General features: G+C 60.2%; 22 protein-coding genes. 4 read left to right on the top strand and 18 right to left on the bottom strand.

Annotated elements, in window-relative coordinates:
- Positions 1–16: 16 nt before the first annotated feature.
- The 6 genes from trkA to dusB form a co-directional block, all read right to left on the bottom strand.
- Positions 17–1,393, bottom strand: coding sequence for a Trk system potassium transporter TrkA (gene trkA / locus LQ231_RS11785; RefSeq protein WP_230171449.1), 1,377 nt, complete (start codon positions 1,391–1,393; stop codon positions 17–19).
- A 50-nt stretch (positions 1,394–1,443) separates the two neighbouring features.
- On the bottom strand, positions 1,444–2,808 hold the full coding sequence (locus LQ231_RS11780) for a sigma-54 dependent transcriptional regulator (protein WP_113141335.1): 1,365 nt from the start codon (positions 2,806–2,808) through the stop codon (positions 1,444–1,446).
- On the bottom strand, positions 2,798–5,065 hold the full coding sequence (locus tag LQ231_RS11775) for a PAS domain-containing sensor histidine kinase (protein WP_113141334.1): 2,268 nt from the start codon (positions 5,063–5,065) through the stop codon (positions 2,798–2,800). The genes LQ231_RS11780 and LQ231_RS11775 overlap by 11 nt, the downstream gene beginning before the upstream one ends.
- A 185-nt stretch (positions 5,066–5,250) precedes the next feature.
- On the bottom strand, positions 5,251–6,702 hold the full coding sequence (gene ntrC, locus LQ231_RS11770) for a nitrogen regulation protein NR(I) (protein WP_113141333.1): 1,452 nt from the start codon (positions 6,700–6,702) through the stop codon (positions 5,251–5,253).
- Entirely contained in the window at positions 6,702–7,835 is a 1,134-nt protein-coding gene (locus LQ231_RS11765; protein ID WP_230171448.1) for a nitrogen regulation protein NR(II), read from the bottom strand. The genes ntrC and LQ231_RS11765 overlap by 1 nt, the downstream gene beginning before the upstream one ends.
- Positions 7,832–8,833, bottom strand: a complete 1,002-nt coding sequence (gene dusB, locus LQ231_RS11760) for a tRNA dihydrouridine synthase DusB (protein ID WP_113141332.1) — start codon at positions 8,831–8,833, stop codon at positions 7,832–7,834. The genes LQ231_RS11765 and dusB overlap by 4 nt, the downstream gene beginning before the upstream one ends.
- Positions 8,834–9,006: 173 nt before the next feature.
- Here dusB and LQ231_RS11755 point away from each other — a divergent pair, with 173 nt between their 5' ends.
- Both LQ231_RS11755 and LQ231_RS11750 read left to right on the top strand, forming a co-directional pair.
- A complete protein-coding gene (locus LQ231_RS11755) occupies positions 9,007–10,215 on the top strand; it encodes a bifunctional 2-C-methyl-D-erythritol 4-phosphate cytidylyltransferase/2-C-methyl-D-erythritol 2,4-cyclodiphosphate synthase (protein ID WP_230171446.1) in 1,209 nt (402 codons plus the stop codon).
- Positions 10,212–10,718 (top strand): CinA family protein, encoded by a 507-nt coding sequence (locus LQ231_RS11750; protein ID WP_230171445.1) that lies wholly within the window; start codon positions 10,212–10,214, stop codon positions 10,716–10,718. The genes LQ231_RS11755 and LQ231_RS11750 overlap by 4 nt, the downstream gene beginning before the upstream one ends.
- Here the strand turns inward: LQ231_RS11750 and LQ231_RS11745 are convergent.
- Both LQ231_RS11745 and LQ231_RS11740 read right to left on the bottom strand, forming a co-directional pair.
- A complete protein-coding gene (locus LQ231_RS11745) occupies positions 10,703–11,155 on the bottom strand; it encodes a type II toxin-antitoxin system RatA family toxin (RefSeq protein WP_113141329.1) in 453 nt (150 codons plus the stop codon). The genes LQ231_RS11750 and LQ231_RS11745 overlap by 16 nt on opposite strands.
- 9 nt (positions 11,156–11,164) lie before the next feature.
- Positions 11,165–11,737 carry an AAA family ATPase gene (locus tag LQ231_RS11740; RefSeq protein ID WP_230171443.1) on the bottom strand — a complete coding sequence of 191 codons (573 nt, stop codon included), beginning with the start codon at positions 11,735–11,737 and terminating at the stop codon, positions 11,165–11,167.
- An 86-nt stretch (positions 11,738–11,823) separates the two neighbouring features.
- Between LQ231_RS11740 and LQ231_RS11735 the strand changes: the two genes are divergently transcribed.
- Together LQ231_RS11735 and LQ231_RS11730 are read left to right on the top strand one after the other, a co-directional pair.
- Positions 11,824–12,069, top strand: coding sequence for a type II toxin-antitoxin system ParD family antitoxin (locus tag LQ231_RS11735; RefSeq protein WP_113141327.1), 246 nt, complete (start codon positions 11,824–11,826; stop codon positions 12,067–12,069).
- Positions 12,066–12,311, top strand: a complete 246-nt coding sequence (locus tag LQ231_RS11730) for a type II toxin-antitoxin system RelE/ParE family toxin (RefSeq protein ID WP_230171441.1) — start codon at positions 12,066–12,068, stop codon at positions 12,309–12,311. Before LQ231_RS11735 ends, LQ231_RS11730 begins: the two co-directional genes overlap by 4 nt.
- 47 nt (positions 12,312–12,358) lie before the next feature.
- Here LQ231_RS11730 and lipA read toward each other — a convergent pair whose 3' ends face one another.
- The 10 genes from lipA to eno all read right to left on the bottom strand — a co-directional run bounded on the left by lipA (position 12,359) and on the right by eno (position 21,951).
- The gene (gene lipA, locus LQ231_RS11725; RefSeq protein ID WP_113141326.1) at positions 12,359–13,342 is read right to left on the bottom strand and encodes a lipoyl synthase; all 984 of its coding nucleotides are present in this window, start codon (positions 13,340–13,342) and stop codon (positions 12,359–12,361) included.
- A 36-nt stretch (positions 13,343–13,378) separates the two neighbouring features.
- Positions 13,379–13,633 (bottom strand): GlsB/YeaQ/YmgE family stress response membrane protein, encoded by a 255-nt coding sequence (locus LQ231_RS11720; RefSeq protein ID WP_230171440.1) that lies wholly within the window; start codon positions 13,631–13,633, stop codon positions 13,379–13,381.
- 74 nt (positions 13,634–13,707) lie between these two features.
- Positions 13,708–15,153 (bottom strand): dihydrolipoyl dehydrogenase, encoded by a 1,446-nt coding sequence (gene lpdA, locus LQ231_RS11715; protein WP_230171439.1) that lies wholly within the window; start codon positions 15,151–15,153, stop codon positions 13,708–13,710.
- Between the two features lie 81 nt (positions 15,154–15,234).
- Positions 15,235–15,501, bottom strand: coding sequence for a YdcH family protein (locus LQ231_RS11710; RefSeq protein ID WP_113141323.1), 267 nt, complete (start codon positions 15,499–15,501; stop codon positions 15,235–15,237).
- 119 nt (positions 15,502–15,620) lie between these two features.
- Positions 15,621–16,259, bottom strand: a complete 639-nt coding sequence (locus LQ231_RS11705) for an SGNH/GDSL hydrolase family protein (RefSeq protein ID WP_113141322.1) — start codon at positions 16,257–16,259, stop codon at positions 15,621–15,623.
- Positions 16,260–16,274: 15 nt separating this feature from the next.
- Positions 16,275–17,615 (bottom strand): pyruvate dehydrogenase complex dihydrolipoamide acetyltransferase, encoded by a 1,341-nt coding sequence (locus LQ231_RS11700; protein ID WP_230171438.1) that lies wholly within the window; start codon positions 17,613–17,615, stop codon positions 16,275–16,277.
- A gap of 15 nt (positions 17,616–17,630) precedes the next feature.
- Complete coding sequence (locus LQ231_RS11695) at positions 17,631–19,007, bottom strand: pyruvate dehydrogenase complex E1 component subunit beta (RefSeq protein ID WP_230171437.1); 1,377 nt, start codon at positions 19,005–19,007, stop codon at positions 17,631–17,633.
- 15 nt (positions 19,008–19,022) lie between these two features.
- Positions 19,023–20,069 carry a pyruvate dehydrogenase (acetyl-transferring) E1 component subunit alpha gene (gene pdhA, locus LQ231_RS11690; RefSeq protein ID WP_230171436.1) on the bottom strand — a complete coding sequence of 349 codons (1,047 nt, stop codon included), beginning with the start codon at positions 20,067–20,069 and terminating at the stop codon, positions 19,023–19,025.
- Between the two features lie 149 nt (positions 20,070–20,218).
- Entirely contained in the window at positions 20,219–20,536 is a 318-nt protein-coding gene (locus LQ231_RS11685) for a septum formation initiator family protein (protein ID WP_230171435.1), read from the bottom strand.
- Between the two features lie 140 nt (positions 20,537–20,676).
- Complete coding sequence (eno, locus tag LQ231_RS11680; protein ID WP_007603994.1) at positions 20,677–21,951, bottom strand: phosphopyruvate hydratase; 1,275 nt, start codon at positions 21,949–21,951, stop codon at positions 20,677–20,679.
- Positions 21,952–22,108 lie beyond the last annotated feature (157 nt).

Below are 22,108 nucleotides of genomic sequence, written 5' to 3'. Positions count from 1 at the left end.
ACAATGGGCCTGTCGGTTAGAAATACTGGATCGAAACGCGGAACATCTGCTCGACATGGCGCACGGCCGCTGCCGACGCGAAAATTACGACGCGGTCCTTCGCTTTGATCTTGGTGTCGCCATTCGGACGGATCACGGTCTTGTCGCGGTAGATCGCACCGATGCGCAGACCAGCGGGAAGCTCGAGATCGCGGAAAGGACGTCCGACCAAAGGCGAGGTCTCCAGCGCTTCCGCCTCGATCACTTCCGCCATGCCCTTTTGAACCGCATAAACCGCGAGAATACGGCCCTTGCGCACATGTTGCAGAACACGGGAAATCGTCACTGCGCGTGGATTGATATAGGCGTCGATGCCGATCGATGCAGCCAGGTCGTGGAAGGACGGGCTGTTGATCAGCGCCATGCCCGATTTGCAGCCGAGGCGCTTGGCCATAGCCGCACTGAGGATATTGGTCTGGTCATTGTTGGTCAGCGTGATCATAAGGTCGGCGTCCTGAATGTCCGCCTGCTGCAGGATGTGCTGGTCAAGCGCCGAACCATGCAGAACGATGCCTTCGCGCAGCTGATCGGAGACATAGACGGCGCGATCACGATCATTCTCGATGATCTTGAGCCGGGTCTTTGGCTGCATCTCTTCGATCGTTCTGGCAACGTAGTAGCCGATATTGCCGCCTCCGGCGATCACGATGCGCGCAGCTTCCTGCTCTTCATGGCCGAACAGGCCGAGCGTGCGTCGGACATGTTCGCGCTGGCAGATGACATAGGCCAGGTCGCCGACAAGCAGGTGATCCTCCGAACGGGCGATCATCAATTTGCCATTGCGATAAATGGCCGCGACGGTCGCCATCAGGTCGGGAAACAGTTCGCTAAGCTGCTGCAAGGGCGTATCGACGACCGGGCAGTCTTCCATGCATTCAATCGCAAGCATGGCGATGTTGTCGTCGGCAAAACGCACGACATCTGTCGCCCCGGGGAAGGAAATACGACGAAGCACCATCTTGCCGACTTCGATCTCGGGCGAAATGGTCACATCGATCGGCAGATTGTCGCGACTGAAGAGATCTGAATATTCCGGACGCAGGTAATTCTGCGACCGAATACGGGCAATCTTGGTCGGCACATTGAACAGGGAATGCGCCACCTGGCAGGCGGTCATGTTGATTTCATCGTAAAGCGTCACTGCAATCAGCATATCCGCCTGATCGGCGCCCGCCTTGGCCAGGACATCGGGATGCGCGCCGTGCCCGACATAGCCGCGCACGTCCAGCGTCTCGGTAATGTGGCTGACAAGTGATGCCGACGTATCGATGACCGACACATCATTGTCTTCCTGGGACAGGCGCTCGGCGATGCCGTAGCCCACCTGCCCCGCGCCACAAATGATGACCTTCATGAATGCCTTTCCCGGCCGGCCGACTAAATCGTCCGGCACTGCAGACTCAGTTATACGCCAAGGGATTTCAGTTTGCGATGGAGTGCCGAGCGCTCCATGCCGACGAATTCCGCGGTGCGCGAGATGTTGCCGCCAAAACGATTGATCTGGGCTATCAGATAGTCGCGTTCGAACATTTCACGCGCCTCGCGTAAAGGCAGGGTCATGATGTGGGTGTCGTTACTGGCCGAGACTTTCGGCAGCATGTCGGATAGGTCCTGCGGCAACATCTCTGCCGAGATCGCGGTCTCCGGTGCGTCGCCGCGGGCGAGGATCATCAAGCGCTCGATATTGTTGCGCAGCTGGCGGATATTGCCCGGCCAATCGTTCGCCTGCAGCACGGCCATGGCATCTTCGCCAATCTTGCGTTGGCGAATACCCGCCTGCTCGGAGATCTGGCGCATGAACATGTCGACGAGGAACGGGATGTCCTCTCGCCGCTCGGCGAGCGCCGGAACCTTGATCGGAACCACAGCAAGTCGGTGGAACAGATCCTCGCGGAACCGTCCCTCGGCGATCATGCTTTCAAGATTGTATGCGCTTGACGAAATGATCCGCACGTCGACCTTGACGCGTTTGGAACCGCCAACGCGTTCGAACTGCTGGTCGACCAGCACGCGCAAGATCTTGTTCTGCGTTTCGCGCGGCATTTCACCGATTTCGTCCAGGTAGAGAATGCCGCGATGGGCTTCTTCCAATGCGCCAATCCGGCGGGGTTGTCCAGGCGTTCCCTCGGTCCCGAACAATGCCATTTCCATACGATCCGGCGTGATGGCGGCAGCATTCAGCGACACGAAAGGGCCGCCGTTGCGCGTCGAGCGCTTGTGGATCATCCGGGCGACAAGTTCCTTGCCGCAGCCGGAGGGGCCGAAAATCATGATGCGGCTGTTGGTCGGCGCGACCTTCTCGATCGTCTGGCGCAGTTGCGAGACGGCAACCGATGTGCCGATCAGTTCGACGGCATCACCGGTGCGGCGCTTGAGATCGGAGACTTCGCGCTTGAGCTTGGAATTTTCCAGCGCCCGCTCTGCGATCAGAATCAACCGGTCGGCCTTGAACGGCTTTTCGATAAAATCGAACGCCCCGCGCTTGATCGCTGAAACAGCCGTCTCGATATTGCCGTGACCGGAGATCATCACCACCGGCAGGTCAGGATGACGCACCTTGATCTCGTCAAGTAATGCCAGGCCGTCGAGGCGGCTGCCCTGCATCCAGATATCAAGGAAAATCAGGCGCGGAGCACGGTCCGAAATGGCCGCAAGTGCACTGTCGGCATCGTGGGCGGTGCGCGTCTCGTGACCTTCGTCACTGAGGATGCCGGAGACAATCTCGCGAATGTCTTCTTCGTCATCGACTACCAGAATATCAGAGGCCATAGACCTTTTCCTTGTCGTTATCGCTTTCCATGGCGGCAGCGTCGATGCGCGGCAGGATGATGCGGATCATCGCGCCCCTGCCCCGGTCAAAATCGGCCGGTGCGTCATGCAGCTCGAGCTGCCCGCCATGCTCTTCAATGATCTTTTTGACGATCGCGAGACCGAGGCCGGTGCCTTTATCGCGCATCGTCATATAGGGTTCGAGAATACGGTGCCGATTTTCCACCGGCAGGCCGCGACCGTTGTCGATCACATCGACGGCAAAACGATCAAGATCGCGATCAAAATACGAGCGCACCAGGATCTTGCCACCACTACCGAGATCCTCGGCCGGCACCGCCTCAATCGCTTCGACGGCATTCTTGACGATGTTACCGACAGCCTGCGACAGCATGCGTGCGTCGAAACTGCCTTCGAGCGCCTCGTCGCCGAAGTCGCGCTGAAACTCGATCTCGGTGCTGCCCATCTCGCGCAGGAAGACGGCATCTTTGAGGATTTCACGCAGATCAGCCCGCTGCTTTGTCGGTTTGGGCATGCGAGCGAATGCGGAGAATTCGTCAACCATGCGGCCGATATCCTCGACCTGACGGACGATGGTGTCGGTGCACTGGTTGAACACCGCCTTGTCGTCCTCGGCGATCTGCTTGCCGTAGCGTCGCTTCAGGCGCTCGGCCGACAGCTGGATCGGGGTCAGGGGATTCTTGATCTCATGGGCAATGCGCCGGGCAACGTCGGCCCAGGCCGACGAGCGCTGGGCGATGACCAGATCAGTGAAATCGTCGAGCGTGATCACGTAGCTGTCGGCGGAGCCCCGCGTTTCCTCGCGCGTCACCTGCACGTTCAGCGTCCGCTCCTTGCCGCCGCGGATCAGGTTGATCTGCTCGCGATATTCGCCGCGATGGCGAACCGCCGCTTCGGCGAGCACGCGGTCCACCTCCGGGGCGACCAGGGCTATTTTCTGGCCTATCAGTTGGTCGGCAGACAGGCCAAGGAAGAATTCGGCCGACGGATTGACGATCGTTATGACGCCGTCGTCCTCGACGCCGATAACGGCCGCCGTAACCCCCGAGAGAACCGCCTCGATGAACCGGCGTCGGTCATCGACCTCGTCCTTGGCCTCCAGGATCTCGTCGCGCTGGGTGCGGATCTGGGTGATCATCTTGTTGAAGGTTCGCGAAAGGCTGCCGACATCGCCGTCGGCGGCGCGTACTGGAACGATCACATTGAGGTTGCCGGAGGCAATGCTGTCGGCGGCGCCAATCAACAACCGAATCGGCCGCACGATACGGTCTGCGACGGCGATCGCGGTCCAGATGGCGGCGAGCAGCACGATCAGGGCAAAGCCGAGATAGAGAATGGCAAAGGCGATCTGCAGGGTGGTGCGACCATCTTCCATCGCCTTGTATTCGGCCGTGTTCTCTTCCATCAGCCGCATGGCGGCCATGACCTTCGGGTCCACTGCCCTGATCGTGTAGAGGAAGGTTCCGGAGATCGAATCGAGCTGGATGATGGCGCCGACAAGGTTCGTCACGCCGGGCGGGATCAGCGTCGGCTGGCCGGCGGAGGCGCTTTGCAGGGCATCGCGCGGAATGGCTGGCAGCGGCTTTTCCGTCTGGATATCGGCCTGTGTGATTGCCGATCCGTCTTCACGGACCAGAAAGGCGCCGAGCATGCCGCGGCCGCGTGCCTGGCGGGTCAGGAGTTCGACGAAGCCGGTGCGGTCCAGATAAAACAGCGACCGGTTGCGCTCCAGGTCATTGGCCATGGAGATGGTCTGGCCCTGAAGATAGCTGGCATTCTCCATCATATAGGCCTGCGCCACGTTCATCGACGACGAGACGATCGATTGCGTGCGCAGCGAGAACCAGCGATCCAAACCGACATTCAGGGTGATCGAGGCAAAGATTGCCACCAGGATCGCCGGTGTAATCGCAATGATCGAAAACAGCGCAACGATGCGGACATGCAAACGCGCGGCGGCGCGACCACGGCTGCGGGCGCGGAACAGGCGCGTGACCTCCCGGCCGATCAGGAACATCAGACCGACGATGAAAAGCGAGTTGACCGCAGCCGATGCGACCAGCACCTGCGATGTCGGTTCGATCGGCGTCAGGCCGAGGAGAATAGGCAATGTAAAGATGGCACAGATCAGAGCGCCGCTTGCCACCAAAAGGCCCGGGAGAGCAAACGAGGCACGCCGATCCTGAGCCAACGCAGCGTCGGCGTCCGCAACCGACGCTCTTCTCAAGCTCACCATCTGTTTCCCCCAGGCCCGTTCAGGGCCGTTCTCGCGACGACCCGGGCAAAGCTCCAGATCGCTGAATTGTCATTTGCAAAGGCGTGGTGCCGGGCCAGGAATCCGGATCGGATTGCAAGGAGCAACGGCAACGTGGCTTTTGAGCAACGCAATGTGGCGAAATTGCAACGGGGGCTTTCGGCTTGTCAAGCCGAACGCGAGCTTCTGTACACCGAGACACCCAGTTCACGGATCTTTTTACGCAGCGTATTGCGGTTCAAGCCGAGAAGATCAGCCGCCTTGATCTGATTGCCACGGGTGGCGGTCAGGGCGGCAAGGATCAGCGGATACTCCATTTCCGTCAGAACGCGATCGTAAAGACCGGACGGTGGGAGCGCATCGCCGAAGCCGGCAAAATACGTGCGCATGTTCTCTTCGACGGCCTGGGAAATGGTCATCGAACCGGTCGGCATGCCGGCCTTGGTGATCGGACTGTCTGCAATATCGGCCCGCAGTTCCTGTTCCACAACTTCGCGCGCGATGACGTCCTGTGGGTAAAGTGCCATCAGGCGGCGCACGACATTCTCGAGTTCGCGCACGTTGCCCGGCCAGGCATAGGCCTTCATCACTTCCAGCGCTTCATGTTCGAAACGCTTGGAATCGAGGCCTTCCTTTTCGCCCTGCTGGATGAAGTGGCGGACCAGATCGGGAATATCCTCGGCACGGTCGCGCAGCGGCGGCAGGCGCAGCGGCACCACGTTCAGGCGGTAATAGAGGTCTTCGCGGAAAAGGCCCTGGTTGATCGAGTGTTTCAGGTCCTTGTTGGTGGCAGCGACGATACGGACATCGGTGCGAATTGGAGTCCGGCCACCAACCGTCGTGTATTCGCCTTGCTGCAGGACGCGGAGCAGCCGGGTCTGCGCATCCATCGGCATGTCGCCGATTTCGTCGAGGAACAGTGTTCCGCCTTCTGCCTGTTCAAAACGGCCGGTCGAGCGGTTCTGCGCGCCGGTAAAGGCGCCCTTCTCGTGACCGAACAGTTCCGATTCAATCAGATCGCGCGGAATTGCGGCCATGTTGATGGCGACGAAAGGACCGTTGCGGCGCTTGCCATAGTCGTGCAGCGCCTTGGCGACCAGTTCCTTGCCGGTGCCCGACTCACCTGTGATCATCAGCGTCAGGTCTGTCTGCATCAGGCGGGCAAGCACGCGGTAAATTTCTTGCATCGCGGCCGAGCGACCGACCAGCGGCATGCCGTCCTGCATATCGTCGTCGAGACGCGCCGGCTTCTTCTTCGGCTCGGCGAGAGCACGGCCGATGATGGCGATCAACTCCGTCAGGTCGAAAGGCTTTGGCAGGTAATCATAGGCGCCCTTTTCGGATGCCTTGATGGCGGTCATGAAGGTGTTTTGCGCGCTCATGACGAGAACCGGCAGATCCGGCCGCGCCTTCTTGATGCGGGGCAGAAGGTCGAAGGCATTTTCGTCCGGCATGATGACGTCGGTCACGACCAGATCACCCTCACCGGCGGAAATCCAGCGCCAAAGCGTGGCGGCGTTGGAGGTGATACGCACATCGTAACCGGCCCGCGTCAGGGCCTGGTTCAAGACTGTGCGGATCGCTGCATCGTCGTCAGCAACAAGGATCGTGGCTGTCATCAATTTGTTCCTGTGGATTTCGCGAGAGGCGCATCATCAAGCGCGATCTCTTTGGACATCGGCATGAGCACCCGGAATGTCGTTCGGTTGGCCTGACTGTCGCATTCGACAATCCCGCCATGGGCACCGATGATCTTGGCAACCAAAGCGAGACCGAGGCCCGAACCGTTGGTCTTGGTGGTGATGAAAGGGTCGAAGAGATGTGGCAGCAGATCGGAAGGCACACCCGGTCCGTTGTCATGCACGCAGAATTCAAGCGGCAGCGAGATCTTTTCCCGCGAACCGGCGACCGACAACCGAATTCCAGGACGATAGGCCGTGGTCAACTGGATCTCGCCGTCGGAGCGATCGCCGATCGCCTCGGACGCGTTCTTCACCAGATTGAGAAACACTTGCACCAGTTGATCGCGGTTGGCGAAAACCGATGGCAATGACGGGTCATAACTCTCGGTGATGCGGATGTTGCGGGCAAAGCCTGCCTTGGCGACAGCCTTCACCTGATCAAGAACGGAGTGAATATTGATCGACTGGCGATCGACAGGACGTTCGTCGGAAAACACTTCCATGCGGTCGACAAGCGAGACGATACGATCGGTTTCATCGCAGATCAGCCGGGTCAACGCACGGTCTTCATCGGTGACGGCGGTTTCGAGGAGCTGTGCGGCGCCGCGGATTCCAGAGAGCGGGTTCTTGATCTCATGCGCCAGCATCGAGGCTAGGCCGGTCACCGAGCGAGCTGCGGCGCGATGGGTGAGCTGACGGTCGATCTTGTCGGCCATCGAGCGTTCCTGGAAGACGATGACGACATTGCCCGGCTGGCTGACGACCGGCGCGACATAGATGTCGACAAGCTTCTCCTGACCAAGGCGCGGTGAACTGAGGTCGACGCGGTACTCGTTGACCGGCGCCAGGCGCTCGCGCACCTGTTCGATCAGCGACAGGAGCGGGCTTCCGAACGGAATGAAGGTCGAGAGGCGGTAGCGCGCCAGATGGCTCGCGCTCGCGCCGAAAAACGCCTCGGCCTCCCAGTTGGCAAAGGCGATATGGCCATTGGCATCGACCATGACCACGGGATTCTGGATGGCGTTCAAGACCGCCATTGCCAAGCCGTTGCCTGTTGTGTTCGCCGTCATGCGGCCTCCTGTCTTGATTGCGGGTCAAGCCCGGCAGAAAGTGCGGCCGACATGGCGTTCATGACGAAATCCGGATCTTTCGAGGTCATGATCGCGACCTTGGCCTCCGCAGGAAGCGCCGGTGCGTGATGGCCGAGATACCACCCGAGGTGCTTGCGCGCATGGCGAATGCCGACCTCGGCACCGTAGTGGGCCAGCATCATGCGGTAATGTTCGACAGCAAGTGCCGGGATTTCCGAGACTGTGGGCGCGGCCGCTCCGGCAAGCCAGCCGGCATGCCAGGGCCGCCCTTGGCAGGCACGTCCAACCATCACGGCATCCGCACCGGACCGGCGCAGGATCTCGGCCGCATCCTCGCGGCTTTCCACATCGCCATTGGCAATCAACGGCACCTTGATCGCATCGCCAACGGCGGCAATTGCGTCCCAGTCCGCGCGCCCTTCGTAGAACTGCATGCGCGTGCGGCCATGAATGGTGATGAGCTGCACCCCCGCCGCTTCCGCCCTCGCTGCGATCTGCGGCGCGTTGATCGAATTTTCATCCCAACCGAGGCGCATCTTGACCGTCACGGGAATCTTTACGGCCTTCACCGTCGCCTCGATCAGCGACAGGGCGTGATCCGGCTCGCGCATCAGGGCCGAGCCGGCATAACCACCAATGACCTTTTTCGCCGGGCAACCCATGTTGATGTCGACGATATCCGCACCATTGGCCTCGGCAATCTTCGCCGCTTCGGCCAGCCAATACGCCTCGCGTCCGGCCAGCTGCACCATGTGCGGCGTCAGGCCTGCGCCCTTCAACCGGCTCCAGCTTTCTGCGGCATTGAAAACCAACTCGCGGCTCGCGACCATCTCTGTCACCACAAGGCCTGCGCCGAAACCGAAGGCGAGTTGGCGGAACGGAAGATCGGTAACGCCAGACATGGGCGCGAGCGCCACACGATTGCGTATGGACACCGGGCCGATGCTGAAAGGCGTATCTAACGCAACTGAAATCAACTGATTATCTTTCGGGCATCCATGAATTTTGCACTATTTTTAGCCAGTGTTCCGTCGCTTGCCAAGAGGCATTGCGGACTCATCGACAAAATTTCGGGCAAATGCTGGAAAAGACGATAACGAGCCGATAGAGCACGGGTGCGAAGAAAATGTGTCATGGACCAGGCGAGGCGATGGAGCAAGAGTTGACGCGCACAATCGGTATCGTCGTGGTGGCTGCCGGCAGAGGCGAACGCGCCGGCGCTTCGGTCGAAGGGCCCAAGCAATACCGCAGGATTGGCGGCCGGCCGGTGCTGTGGCACACCCTTCGCCACCTGTTGGATTGGCCGAGAACTGGCCCGATCGTCGTGGTCATCCATCCCGATGATCAATCCCTGTTTGACGCTGTGCGCGCACAGCTTCCAGCCGACGCTCCGGTGTTCTGCGTATCGGGCGGCGCCACACGGCAGATCTCGGTGCGGAAGGGCTTGAAGGCGCTGGAGCCGCACGGCATCAGCCATGTGCTCATCCATGACGGCGTGCGCCCCTTTCTCGATCGAATGCTGCTCGATCGAATCGACGCCGGTCTGAGCCATGGCTCCCCGGCACTGCTGCCGGCGCTGCCGATTTCCGACACCGTGAAGCGGGGCGTGGACGGCCTGGTGACGGATACCATTTCGCGCACTGGCCTCTATGCGGCCCAGACTCCGCAGGCATTCCAGTTTTCCGACATTCTGGACGCGCACAACCGCGCAGCAGAAGCGGATCATGTTGATTTTACCGACGATGCCTCGATTGCCGAATGGGCCGGCCTTAAGGTGACGTTGGTCGAAGGCTCCGCCGACAATGTCAAACTCACCGTGCAAAAGGACATCGCCATGGCCGACCAGAAACTGACGGCAGCCCCCCTTCCCGACGTGCGCACTGGCAATGGCTACGATGTGCACCAGCTGGAACCCGGCGATGGCGTGACCTTGTGCGGCATCTTCCTGCCGCATGATCAACGCCTGAAGGGGCATTCCGACGCCGATGTCGCGCTACACGCCTTGACGGACGCCTTGCTCGCGACATGCGGTGCGGGCGATATCGGCGACCATTTTCCGCCATCTGATCCGCAATGGCGGGGTGCCGCCTCGCGCATATTCGTCGAACACGCCGTCAGGATCGTCCGCGATGCGGGCGGCACGATCATGAATGCGGATATTTCGCTAATTGCCGAAGCGCCTAAGATCGGACCGCGCCGGCAGGAAATGCGCGAAAACCTGTCGGACATGCTGGGGATCTCGCTCGATCGCTGCTCGGTCAAGGCAACGACCAACGAGACGATCGGCTTTGTCGGGCGGCGCGAAGGCATCGCCGCCATTGCAACGGCGACCGTGGTGTTTCAAGGCAGGTCGGCATGAGCCTGTTTCCTGCCGAAACCGCCAGACTTGCCGAGCAGATCATTGCGCTCTACCGAACGCGCGGCTGGATGGTGGCGACGGCCGAATCCTGTACCGGTGGGCTGATTGCCGGCGCACTGACCGATGTGTCCGGTTCCTCCGCAGTCGTCGACCGTGGCTTTGTCACCTATACGAACGGGGCGAAGACGGATCTGATCGGCGTTGCGCCGGCCACACTTGCGAGCTTTGGCGCGGTGTCGCGCGAAACCGCCCTGCAGATGGCCCACGGCGCGCTTTACCGGTCGAAGGCCGATGTCGCCGTCGCCGTGACCGGCATCGCCGGCCCTGGTGGCGGAACGGCGGACAAGCCGGTTGGCCTGGTTCATCTGGCACTAAAGAGCCGGTCGGGTCTCGTGCTGCATCGGGAAATGTACTATGGCGAGATCAGCCGTGACGACGTGCGACTGGCGACTGTGCAGACAGCGCTGGAACTGTTGATGAAAGCCGTTCAGACGGCCGCGTAGATCTTGTCGGCACGCGCCTCGAAGGCTTCGGCGAACATGCGGAAGGCGCGATCGAACATCGATCCCATCAGGGCGCCGAGGATGCGGTTCTTGAACTCGTAATCGATGAAGAAATTGACCGCACAGCCGCCCTCGCCCGCGTTTTCGAAGCGCCAGCGATTGTCGAGATACTTGAACGGCCCCTCGATGTATTTGACATCGATTATATGCTCGGCCGGATTGAGCAAGACCTGCGTCGTAAACGTTTCGCGGATCGCCTTGTAGCCAATCGTCATGTCGGCGACCAGCAGTTCCTTGCCGTCGCGCTCGCGGCGTGAACGAATGACAAGCGCTTCGCAGAGCGGCAGAAAGTCCGGATAGCGCTCCACATCGGCGACGAGATCGTACATCCGATCGGGAGAATGCGTGACAAGGCGGCGGGTTTCAAACTGTGGCATAGCGCCGACTTAAGCAGGCACGCCGACAAGATCAAGCAGGCGCTGCATGTCTTTGCGGGATTTCAGCACAAGAACCGGGATGTCCGGCCCGTGCAGCTCCAGTTCGCCAGCGATGCGCGGGGCGAAAGTCCTGTCGAAGGTCCAGATATAGCGCAGGAACTCGATATCGGGAAAGCGCTCGACGCATCCCGGCGCCATGTCGGGGCGGGTGCGGCCGATATAGCGGATCCCGCGCTTTGCGACACCCCACAGGCATGCCCAACGCGACCGTTTGACCCAAAGGACGAGATGGGTGCGCGGCACCCGCAGATCGAATGTGGACGGACCGGAACCATCCATCAGCCAACGATCAAGAGCGACAGCATCGGAAATCAGCCTACGCTCTTCGGGCTTGGCGCGTTTGATCCAACCGGGCAGCCAGAAAAAGTCGCGATCCATGGAGATATAAGGCAAATCTAGATAGGCGCAGAGCTTTTGCGACAAGGAGCTCTTGCCGCCGCCCGAGCAGCCGATGACCATGATCCGGTCCGCAACTTTCAGGAGGTCCGCGGCGGCTGTATCAGCGGGGATGTAGTGTGGCATTAAAAAATCCCCGCACGTCAATCTCATGCGAGCTTTTTTGACACAGCTGGACCCTTGGTGCCATACTTGATGCAAGGAGACTGAACATGGCGAAACTCACAATCGCACTGCCCGCTGCATTAAATGACTGGGTGGAGGCTCAGGCCGCAAACGGGCTCTACACGGACGCGGAGGATTACGTTCGCGACCTGATCCGCAAGGATCAGAAGCGAGCCGCCGCGGATTTGGAGTTTCAAAGCCTTGTCGATGACGGATTGGCGAGCGGCATCACTGACGAGAGCATGTCCGACATCCTTTCGTCGCTAAAGAACGAAAGGCTCCGCAGCGCTTGAGCTATCGCCTCACCCGCAAAGCGGCCGAGGATATCCGGCGGATCTATCGGTCGGGTGAAACGCGTTTCGGACAACGACATGCCGAAGCCTACCATATCAATCTGGAACGGACACTGGAGCTGCTGGCAAGCAACCCAAAACTCGCCAGGCAACGGTTGGAAATCATGCCGCCAGTGCGGGTTCATCCTTTTGGGCACACTTGGTCATCTATCATGACTTGGCGGATCAAGACATTCTCGTGATCCGCATATGCCATGGCCACGAAGATTGGCAGGCAAGACGGGATTGATCAGCCCCGCGCCGCCTGCGCCTTTTCGCGATTGGCCTTGAGCCGTGCGAAGTCGTCGCCGGCATGATGCGACGAGCGGGTCAGTGGGCTCGACGAGACCATCAGGAAGCCCTTGGCATAGGCCACCGTCTCATAGGACTTGAATTCGTCCGGCGTGACGAAACTCATCACCGCGTGGTGCTTGCGGGTCGGCTGCAGGTACTGGCCGATGGTGAGGAAATCGACATCGGCAGTGCGCAGGTCGTCCATCAGTTGCAGCACTTCGTTGCGCTCTTCGCCAAGGCCGACCATGATGCCCGACTTGGTGAACATCGTCGGGTCGAGTTCCTTGACCCGCTGCAGCAGACGCACCGAGTGGAAATAACGGGCGCCGGGACGAACGGTCAGATAGTTGCCCGGAACGGTTTCCATGTTGTGGTTGAAGACGTCCGGCTTGGCGGCAACGACGCGCTCGAGCGCGCCAGGCTTCTTCAGGAAGTCCGGGGTCAGGATCTCGATCGTCGTTTCCGGCGAAGCGGCGCGGATCGCCCAGATCACCTTCTCGAAATGTTCGGCGCCACCATCCTCCAGGTCGTCACGGTCCACCGAGGTGATGACAACATGGGACAGACCCATTTGCTTGACGGCTTTTGCCACGTTTTCAGGCTCGGCCAAATCGAGCGCATTCGGCTTGCCGGTCGCGACGTTGCAAAAGGCACAGGCGCGCGTACAGATCTCGCCCATGATCATGAAGGTCGCGTGCTTCTTTTCCCAGCACTCGCCGATATTCGGGCAGCCAGCCTCCTCGCAGACAGTCACCAGCTTGTGGCTGCGCACTAGCTCACGCGTCTCGTGATAGCCCTTGGATGTCGGGGCCTTGACGCGGATCCATTCCGGCTTGCGCAACACTTCCGTGTCCGGCTTGTGGGCCTTTTCCGGATGACGCACGCGCTTTTCGTCCGCCGTTGCGGGCGCGAGATTGATCCTGTCGAGAATGGTGACCATGATGAAGTCCCTGTGCCGCGTCTGCGGCCTTTTTGTTTACCGCCGGACAAGCCTGGCGATGAAGAGAAGAATGCTCGCGCCGACAAAGCTGGTGATCAGATAGCCGAGCCAATCGCCTTCGACAAAAATGCCCAGCCGGCGGAAAATGGCGGCTGCGATCGCCGCACCGACGATACCGATGACGATGTTCATGAAGACGCCGAAGCGCATATCCATGAGCTTGCCCGCGAGCCATCCGGCGAGACCGCCAAAAAAGATCGTCGCGAGAATACCGACTTCAAAGCCTGCCACGGCGTAATCCTTTTCGAATATTCTGTTGAAACCTGACGCCTATATAGGCGTCAGGATTTGTGGTCACAACCGGCTCAGGCGTTCAAGACCTTGCCATAGGCGTCGAGCACGCTTTCCTTCATCGTCTCCGAAATGGTCGGATGCGGGAAGATGGTGTGCATCAGCTCTTCCTCGGTGGTTTCGAGGTTCATTGCCACCACGAAACCCTGGATCAGTTCGGTCACTTCGGCGCCGACCATGTGCGCGCCGATCAATTCGCCGGTCTTCTTGTCGAAGATGGTCTTGACCAGGCCCTGGTCCTCGCCGAGCGCGATCGCCTTGCCGTTGCCGGCAAAGGGGAAGCGACCGACGCGGATGTCGCGGCCCTCGGCCTTGGCTTTCGCTTCGGTCAAACCGACAGAGGCGACCTGCGGGTTGCAATAGGTGCAGCCGGGGATTTTCAGCTTGTCCATCGGATGCACGTTCGGCAGGCCGGCGATCTTCTCGATGCAGATCACGGCTTCATGCTCGGCCTTGTGGGCGAGCATCGGCGGGCCGGCAACGTCACCGATGGCATAGACGCCCGGCACATTGGTCTTGCCATAACCGTCGATGACGATGCAGCCGCGATCGGTCTTGATGCCCAGCGTTTCAAGACCGAGATTTTCGATATTGCCCTGAACGCCGACGGCCGAGATCATCCGGTCAGCGGTGATCTTCTCAACCGAGCCGTCCTTCTTCTCGACATGCGCGGTGATGCCGTCGGCGCTCTTCTCGACCTTGGACACCTTGGCGTCGAGAATGATCTTCATGCCCTGCTTGTCGAACTGCTTCTTGGCGAAGTTCGAGATCTCGATGTCTTCCACCGGCATGACCTGGCTCATCAATTCGACGACCGTCACGTCGACACCCATGGTGCGGTAGAAGGACGCGAATTCGATGCCGATCGCGCCTGAGCCCATCACCAGCAGCGACTTCGGCATGGCTTCCGGCTTCATCGCGTCGAAATAGGTCCAGATCAGCTTGCCGTCCGGCTCGATGCCGGGCAGCGCGCGCGGACGCGCACCGGTGGCAATGATGATGTGCTTGGCGGTATAGGTGCCTTCGCCCAGCGTGTTCTTCGGAAGCGGCGCCTGCGGCTGGACGATCGGCTTTGCGGTCTTGGATACGACAACCTCGCCCGGCTTGCTCAGCTTCGCCTCGCCCCAGATGATATCGACCTTGTTCTTCTTGAACAGGAAGCCGACGCCGGCATTCATGCGCTCGGCAATGCCGCGCGACCGGGCGACGATTGCCTTCAGGTCCGGATTGATTGAGCCTTCCAGGGTCAGGCCGAAGCTCTTGGCATGCTGGGCGGCATGCAGGACGTCAGCCGAACGCAGCAAAGCCTTGGTCGGGATGCAGCCCCAGTTGGAGCAGATGCCGGCCAGATGCTCGCGCTCGACCACGGCGACCTTCATGCCGAGCTGGGCGGCACGGATCGCAGCAATGTAGCCACCAGGGCCGGAACCGATAATGATGACGTCATAGGCATTCGACATGGGTGCTTCCACTCCTCGGTTATCAGAGCCTCCGATCGCCTGGCGCCGGAGGTTCAAACGGGACTGGAAGCACAACCCGCCTCAAGCGGCGGGCGTTTCGGCTTCCGGTTCATGACGAACCAGCATCCCGTAGATTTCGTCCTTGAGCTGCATCCGCTTCTTGCGTAGTTCGACAATGCGGAAGTCGTCTGCAGGCTCGATATCGGTTTCGGCGCGATGGATCGTCCCGTTGACCTCGTGATAGGTCTCGAACAGTCTGGCAAAATGTCCATCCGTTTCCTTCAGATGGCGTATCAGCGCGACGTGTTCCGGAAATTCAGCGGCCAGTTCGTGCGGTGTGTTCGACATGTTCCCGTCTCCTCTTTGAAGGTCCACGGCAACACCCTAAGCACAGGGCACATTCACTCCTTGATTTTGATCAATGGTGCCGGCCTTTGTCGCCCCGACCTCCATTGGAATAAGCCAGTCTATATCCCGAGCATCATGCGTGCGATCGGCTCCAGTCCACGGCCGATCGCACGGGTATTTTCGGCGTCAAGATGGATACCATCCAGCGGCGAGGTCTTCGCCACCGAACCCGCATCGAAGAAGCCGCAGCCCGCCTCATCCGCGAGATCGCGGTAGAGGCTCGCGAGCATCTGCGATTCCTCCAGCCCACCCCTGAACATGGCGGCGAAATGCACATTGGCCGTATGGCAAATCACTGGTGGCGAAACGAGCAGAATGTCGGGACCTTCATAGCCGAAGCCCCAGTCATGATGCCGGATCTGCTTGATCAGCCGATCAACGCCCTTGGTTGCGGCAATCGCCGACCCGCCAATGCCGCGCTTCATGTCGTTGGTGCCGAGCAGCAGGATGACCAGGTCCAGCGGCTTGTGGGTTTCCAACACAGTCGGCAGCAGCTTGACGCCATTGCGCTCGCAATCAGCGAGATGATCGTCATAGGCGGTGGTGCGGCCGTTCAACCCTTCGGCGATCACCCTGACACCGTGCCCGAGCGCCTTTTGCAAGACGCTCGTCCAGCGGTCCTCATAGGCATGACGACCCGGATTAACCGGATCGTATCCCCAGGTCAGGCTATCGCCGTAGCAGAGAACGGTTTTCATGCACCCGCTCCCTCGTCAGACCAGCATGCCCATCGGATTTTCGATGTAGCGCTTGAAGGCGCCGAGCAGTTCGGCACCGAGCGCGCCATCGACGCAGCGATGGTCGGTCGACAGCGTCACGGTCATGACATTGGCGATCTTCATTTCGCCATTCTTGACCACGACCCGCTCTTCGCCCGCGCCGACCGCCAGGATGGTGGCATGCGGCGGGTTGACGACGGCGGAGAAGCTTTTCACGCCCATCATGCCCATGTTGGACACGGCAGTCGTGCCGCCCTGGTATTCCTCGGGCTTCAGCTTGCGATCCTTGGCCCGCTTGCCGAGATCCTTCATTTCTGTCGAGATCGCCGACAGTGTCTTCAACTCAGCGCTGCGGATGATCGGGGTGATCAGGCCGCCCGGGATCGACACGGCAACGCCGACATCGGCGTGCTTGTGCTTGACCATGGCGCTTTCGGTCCAGGAAACGTTGGCATCCGGAACATCGCGCAGGGCAAGCGCCAGGGCCTTGATGACCATGTCGTTGACCGAGAGCTTGTAGGCCGGCGCACTGTCCTTGCGGGGTGCCGCATCGTTCAACTGGGCGCGCAGCGCCAGCAGCGTGTCCAGTTCGCAATCGACTGAGACGTAGAAATGCGGGATCGTCTGCTTGGATTCGACCAGGCGCTTGGCGATCGTCTTGCGCATGCCGTCATGTGGCACGAGCTCGTAGGAGCCTTCGGCGAAGTTCTTGAGAACCGCTTCGTCGGAAGCGCCCTTTGCCAAGACTGGAGCGGGAGCAGCCGACGGTGCGGCAGCAGCAGGTGCCGCCTTGGTGCCGCCGGTGGTCACGGCCTTTTCGACATCGCTCTTGACGACGCGACCCTTCGGACCGGAACCGGCAACAGCCGACAGATCGAGACCGGCTTCCTTGGCCAGGCGACGGGCCAGCGGCGAGGCAAAAACGCGGTCGCCGGACTGGGCAACAGCCGGAGCTGCAGCAACGGGGGCCACAGCAACCGGAGCCGCTGAAGCCGGAGCCGGTGATGCAGCGGGTGCCGGGGCGGCAGCCGGTACTTCAGCCTTGGCCGGCGCGGCAGAACCGCCGCCGGCAGCTGCAGCCGCAACATCCTCGCCATCGACGGCGAGGATGGCGATCACGGCATTGACCTTGACGGCTTCGGTGCCGGCAGGAATGACCAGCTTGGCAACGACGCCTTCATCGACGGCTTCCACTTCCATGGTCGCCTTGTCTGTCTCGATCTCGGCGATGACATCGCCGGACTTGACGGTGTCGCCTTCCTTGACCAGCCACTTGGCCAGATTGCCCTCTTCCATCGTCGGAGAGAGCGCCGGCATGGTGATATTGATCGGCATGACCCTAGCCTCCCCTTACTTGTAGCAGACGGTTTTGACGGCCTGAACCACTTCGCCGACATTCGGCAGAGCGAGCTTTTCGAGATTGGCCGCGTAAGGCATCGGTACGTCCTTGCCGGCGATCGTCAGGATCGGCGCATCGAGATAGTCGAAGGCCTGCTGCATGACGCGGGTGGCAATTTCTGTGCCGACGGAACCCTGCGGGTAACCTTCCTCGACGGTGACCAGACGGCCGGTCTTCTTGACCGATTCGATCACGGTCGGAAGATCCATCGGACGGATGGTGCGCAGGTCGATCAGTTCGACATCGATGCCTTCCTTTTCCAGCTCGGCAACCGCCTTGGTGGCGTAAGTCATGCCGATACCGAAGGAGACGATGGTCACATCCTTGCCGGTCTTGTGGATGCGTGCCTTGCCGATCGGCAGGACGAAATCATCCATCTTCGGCACTTCGAACGAGTGACCATAGAGGATTTCGTTCTCGAGGAAGATGATCGGGTTCGGATCGCGGATGGCGGCCTTCAGCAGGCCCTTCGCGTCAGCCGCCGTATACGGCATGATGACTTTCAGGCCCGGGATCTGGCTGTACCAGGCCGCATAGTCCTGGCTGTGCTGGGCGCCGACGCGGGCCGCCGCACCATTGGGACCACGGAAGACGATCGGCGCGCCCATCTGGCCACCCGACATATAGAGCGTCTTGGCAGCCGAGTTGATGATCTGGTCGATCGCCTGCATGGCGAAGTTGAATGTCATGAACTCGACGATCGGACGCAGACCGGTCATTGCCGCACCGACGCCGACGCCGGCAAAGCCGTGCTCGGTGATCGGGGTGTCAACGACGCGCTTGGCGCCGAACTCGGCGAGCAGGCCCTGCGTGATCTTGTAGGCGCCCTGATATTCGGCGACTTCCTCACCCATGATGAAGACATCCGGGTTGGCGCGCATTTCTTCCGCCATGGCTTCGCGCAGCGCTTCACGCACCGTCATCGTCACCATTTCGGTGCCAGCCGGAATATCCGGATCGGCGGCGGTCGGCGCCACCGGGGCAGCCGGTACAGGTGCGGAAGCCGAGCCGGTCTCGGTCGGCTTTTCTTCCTGGGCTACTTGCGGCGGAGCAGCCTTCGCAGCCGGAGCGGTGTCGGCGCTTTCACCATCCTGCAGCAGGACGGCGATCGGCGTATTCACCTTGACGCCTTCGGTGCCGGCGGCAACCAGAAGCTTGCCGAGGATACCTTCATCGACGGCTTCCACTTCCATGGTCGCCTTGTCGGTCTCGATCTCGGCGATCACATCGCCAGACTTAACGGTGTCGCCTTCCTGCTTGATCCACTTGGAAAGCGTGCCTTCTTCCATGGTCGGAGAAAGGGCGGGCATCAAAATTTCGATCGGCATGGGTTCCCTCCCCGATTACAGAAGAATGTCGGTGTAGAGCTCGGAAACATCCGGCTCCGGATCGGCCTGGGCGAAATCGGCACTGTCGGCGACGATGTCGCGAACGTCCTTGTCGATTGCCTTCAGCTGATCCTCATTGGCCCAGCCCTTTTCGAGAAGGCGAGCCTTCACCTGCTCGATCGGATCCTGCTCCGAGCGCATCTTCTGCACTTCTTCCTTCGAACGATACTTCGCCGGGTCGGACATCGAGTGACCACGATAGCGATAGGTCAGCATTTCGAGGATGATCGGGCCCTTGCCGGAACGGCAATGCTCGAGCGCCTCGTCGGCAGCCGCCTTGACGGCGCGCACATCCATGCCATCGACCTGGACGCCCGGAATGCCGAAACCGGAACCGCGCAGGGAGTAGTTCGACTGCGCCGTCGCACGGGCGGTCGACGTGCCCATGGCGTAACGGTTGTTCTCGACGATGTAGATGATCGGCAGCTTCCAGAGCGCCGCCATGTTGAAGCTCTCGTAGACCTGGCCCTGGTTGGCAGCGCCATCGCCGAAATAGGCAACGGACACATTGTCATTGCCGCGATACTTGTTGGCGAAGGCGAGACCGGTGCCGAGCGAAACCTGGGCGCCGACGATGCCGTGGCCACCATAAAAATGCTTCTCTTTCGAGAACATGTGCATGGAGCCGCCCTTGCCCTTCGACAGACCGCTACGGCGACCGGTCAATTCGGCCATGACGCCACGGGCACTCAGGCCTGCAGCCAGCATGTGACCATGGTCGCGATAGGCGGTGATGACCTGATCACCTTCCTTCTGCGCCATCTGCATGCCCACCACAACGGCTTCCTGGCCGATGTAGAGGTGACAGAAACCGCCGATGAAGCCCATGCCGTAAAGCTGGCCGGCCTTTTCTTCGAAGCGGCGGATCAGAAGCATTTCACGATACGCGTGAAGCTCTTCGTCCGCACCAAATTCAGGCATATTTTTTCCGGTGAATTCCTTGCCGGCAACTTTTGCAGTCGTTTTCCGGCTAGAAGCAGTCGCGGATTTTCGCGGCGCCATTCATCCCTCCCATGGGTTATGCATGCTCTATCGTTGGAGGCAGGATATGCAAGAAAAGGCGCGACGGCAATGCTAGAAATGCATAGCTTGCATTCCACACAAGCTATTGTATTTTCTTGCAAATTTTCAATTAACTTGATTTCAGTTAATTAGAAATAGGTATTGAAGATGACGATTTCGTCCGGTCGCGACATATTCAGCTGATAGCGCGCCTTCTCGTCGATGATGTCTTCATCCAGCGAGCCGTCGCTCAACAAGCCGACTTCCTTCTCAAGGCTCGTACGCTGGGCAACAAGAACAGCAAGCTCCGAACTGCGCGCGAAGCGCTGTCGCTCGAACTCCTGCGCTGCGCGCAGACCATAATCACCATGAAGGGAATGATAACCGAAGTAGGAGAGGAATGCGATGGTCACGGCAGGGAGAATGAGACGACCGAATTTCTTCTTTTTATGATGCCTGGTCCACATGCCGACAACGCCCTGATACGCAAAACTTTTCGCCAAGTTAGCGCTGATGTCTTAACCGATCATTGACCGCGATTGGCGGCCAACAAAAAACCTGCGCCACAGGTGTGGCGCAGGTTTGGTAACAGGCGTTGAAAACCGTATCAGCCGCGCAGGATCGACGTGCCTGCGTAACGAGCCTGCGGGCCGAGCGCTTCCTCGATGCGGATCAGCTGGTTGTACTTTGCGGTCCGATCCGAGCGGGCCAGCGAGCCGGTCTTGATCTGGCCGCAGTTGGTGGCAACCGCGAGATCGGCAATGGTGGAGTCTTCGGTTTCACCCGAGCGATGCGACATGACGGCGGTGTAGGCGGCGCGGTTAGCGGTCGAGACCGCATCGAGCGTTTCCGACAGCGAGCCGATCTGGTTGACTTTAACCAGGATGGAGTTGGCAACGCCCATCTTGATACCGTCGCGAAGGCGCGAGGAATTGGTGACGAAGAGATCGTCGCCGACGAGCTGGACCTTGGCACCGATCTTGTCGGTCAGGGACTTCCAGCCTTCCCAGTCGTCTTCCGCCATGCCGTCCTCGATCGAGAAGATCGGGTATTTGCCAGCGAGTTCGGCCAGGTAGTCGGCCATGGCTTCCGGCTCGAGCGTGCGGCCTTCACCTTCCAGAACGTATTTGCCGTCCTTGAAGAATTCGGTCGAGGCGCAGTCGAGCGCGATATGCATGTCTTCACCCGGACGGTATCCGGCCTTTTCGATCGACTTCATGATGAAGTCGAGGGCGGCTGGCGCGGATGCGAGACCCGGGGCAAAGCCGCCTTCATCGCCCACATTGGTGTTGTGACCGTCGGCTGCGAGCTGCTTCTTCAGCGTGTGGAAGACTTCCGAACCCATGCGAACCGCGTCGCGGATGGTTTCAGCGCCGACCGGCACGATCATGAATTCCTGGAAGTCGATCGGATTGTCGGCATGAGCGCCGCCGTTGATGATGTTCATCATCGGAACGGGGAGAACATGGGCGTTCGGGCCGCCGATGTAGCGGTAGAGCGGCAGGCCGGATGCCTGGGCTGCCGCCTTGGCGACGGCCAGCGAAACGCCGAGAATGGCGTTGGCACCGAGACGCGACTTGTTGGCCGTGCCGTCGAGCTCGATCATCAGGTTGTCGATCTGGATCTGGTTCTCGGCATCATGGCCGCCGATCGCGTCGTAGATTTCTCCGTTGACGGCTTCGACAGCCTTCTCGACGCCCTTGCCGAGGTAACGCTTGCCGCCATCACGCAGCTCGACGGCTTCGTGGGCGCCGGTGGAGGCGCCCGACGGGACAGCCGCACGGCCCATGCTGCCGTCTTCGAGATAGACGTCGACTTCGACAGTCGGATTGCCGCGGCTGTCGAGAATCTCGCGGCCGATGATGTCGGTAATGGCGGTCATGTTCGCTCCCTGTAGAATGAAAGGACAAGGCTCCGGGGCAGACGCTCGAGCACGTGTTGCGCCCGGCCCAGCCTGTGAGTCTTCCTCTCTTAGCCTATGATCCAGAAAATACAATGACAGGCTCAAGCCGACAATTCTGAAAACCTAATCGATTTAA

The organism is Rhizobium sp. CECT 9324, from assembly GCF_918741265.1.
In the GTDB taxonomy this organism is placed as follows: Bacteria; Pseudomonadota; Alphaproteobacteria; order Rhizobiales; family Rhizobiaceae; genus Allorhizobium.
The sequence above is the reverse complement of the archived record's forward strand: the minus strand, read 5'-3'. Positions and strand labels throughout refer to the sequence as shown.

What these genes read in the sequence shown, in the direction of transcription:
- eno (WP_007603994.1), bottom strand. Translation starts at nt 21,951, where the DNA reads ATGACCGCCATTACCGACATCATCGGCCGCGAGATTCTCGACAGCCGC.
- LQ231_RS11780 (WP_113141335.1), bottom strand. Translation starts at nt 2,808, where the DNA reads ATGGCCTCTGATATTCTGGTAGTCGATGACGAAGAAGACATTCGCGAG.
- trkA (WP_230171449.1), bottom strand. Translation starts at nt 1,393, where the DNA reads ATGAAGGTCATCATTTGTGGCGCGGGGCAGGTGGGCTACGGCATCGCC.
- LQ231_RS11765 (WP_230171448.1), bottom strand. Translation starts at nt 7,835, where the DNA reads ATGACGGCGAACACAACAGGCAACGGCTTGGCAATGGCGGTCTTGAAC.
- LQ231_RS11750 (WP_230171445.1), top strand. Translation starts at nt 10,212, where the DNA reads ATGAGCCTGTTTCCTGCCGAAACCGCCAGACTTGCCGAGCAGATCATT.
- lpdA (WP_230171439.1), bottom strand. Translation starts at nt 15,153, where the DNA reads ATGTCGAATGCCTATGACGTCATCATTATCGGTTCCGGCCCTGGTGGC.
- LQ231_RS11775 (WP_113141334.1), bottom strand. Translation starts at nt 5,065, where the DNA reads ATGGTGAGCTTGAGAAGAGCGTCGGTTGCGGACGCCGACGCTGCGTTG.
- pdhA (WP_230171436.1), bottom strand. Translation starts at nt 20,069, where the DNA reads ATGGCGCCGCGAAAATCCGCGACTGCTTCTAGCCGGAAAACGACTGCA.
- LQ231_RS11705 (WP_113141322.1), bottom strand. Translation starts at nt 16,259, where the DNA reads ATGAAAACCGTTCTCTGCTACGGCGATAGCCTGACCTGGGGATACGAT.
- LQ231_RS11710 (WP_113141323.1), bottom strand. Translation starts at nt 15,501, where the DNA reads ATGTCGAACACACCGCACGAACTGGCCGCTGAATTTCCGGAACACGTC.
- ntrC (WP_113141333.1), bottom strand. Translation starts at nt 6,702, where the DNA reads ATGACAGCCACGATCCTTGTTGCTGACGACGATGCAGCGATCCGCACA.
- LQ231_RS11740 (WP_230171443.1), bottom strand. Translation starts at nt 11,737, where the DNA reads ATGCCACACTACATCCCCGCTGATACAGCCGCCGCGGACCTCCTGAAA.
- LQ231_RS11700 (WP_230171438.1), bottom strand. Translation starts at nt 17,615, where the DNA reads ATGCCGATCAATATCACCATGCCGGCGCTCTCTCCGACGATGGAAGAG.
- lipA (WP_113141326.1), bottom strand. Translation starts at nt 13,342, where the DNA reads ATGGTCACCATTCTCGACAGGATCAATCTCGCGCCCGCAACGGCGGAC.
- LQ231_RS11685 (WP_230171435.1), bottom strand. Translation starts at nt 20,536, where the DNA reads ATGTGGACCAGGCATCATAAAAAGAAGAAATTCGGTCGTCTCATTCTC.
- LQ231_RS11695 (WP_230171437.1), bottom strand. Translation starts at nt 19,007, where the DNA reads ATGCCGATCGAAATTTTGATGCCCGCCCTTTCTCCGACCATGGAAGAA.
- LQ231_RS11745 (WP_113141329.1), bottom strand. Translation starts at nt 11,155, where the DNA reads ATGCCACAGTTTGAAACCCGCCGCCTTGTCACGCATTCTCCCGATCGG.
- LQ231_RS11735 (WP_113141327.1), top strand. Translation starts at nt 11,824, where the DNA reads ATGGCGAAACTCACAATCGCACTGCCCGCTGCATTAAATGACTGGGTG.
- LQ231_RS11755 (WP_230171446.1), top strand. Translation starts at nt 9,007, where the DNA reads ATGGAGCAAGAGTTGACGCGCACAATCGGTATCGTCGTGGTGGCTGCC.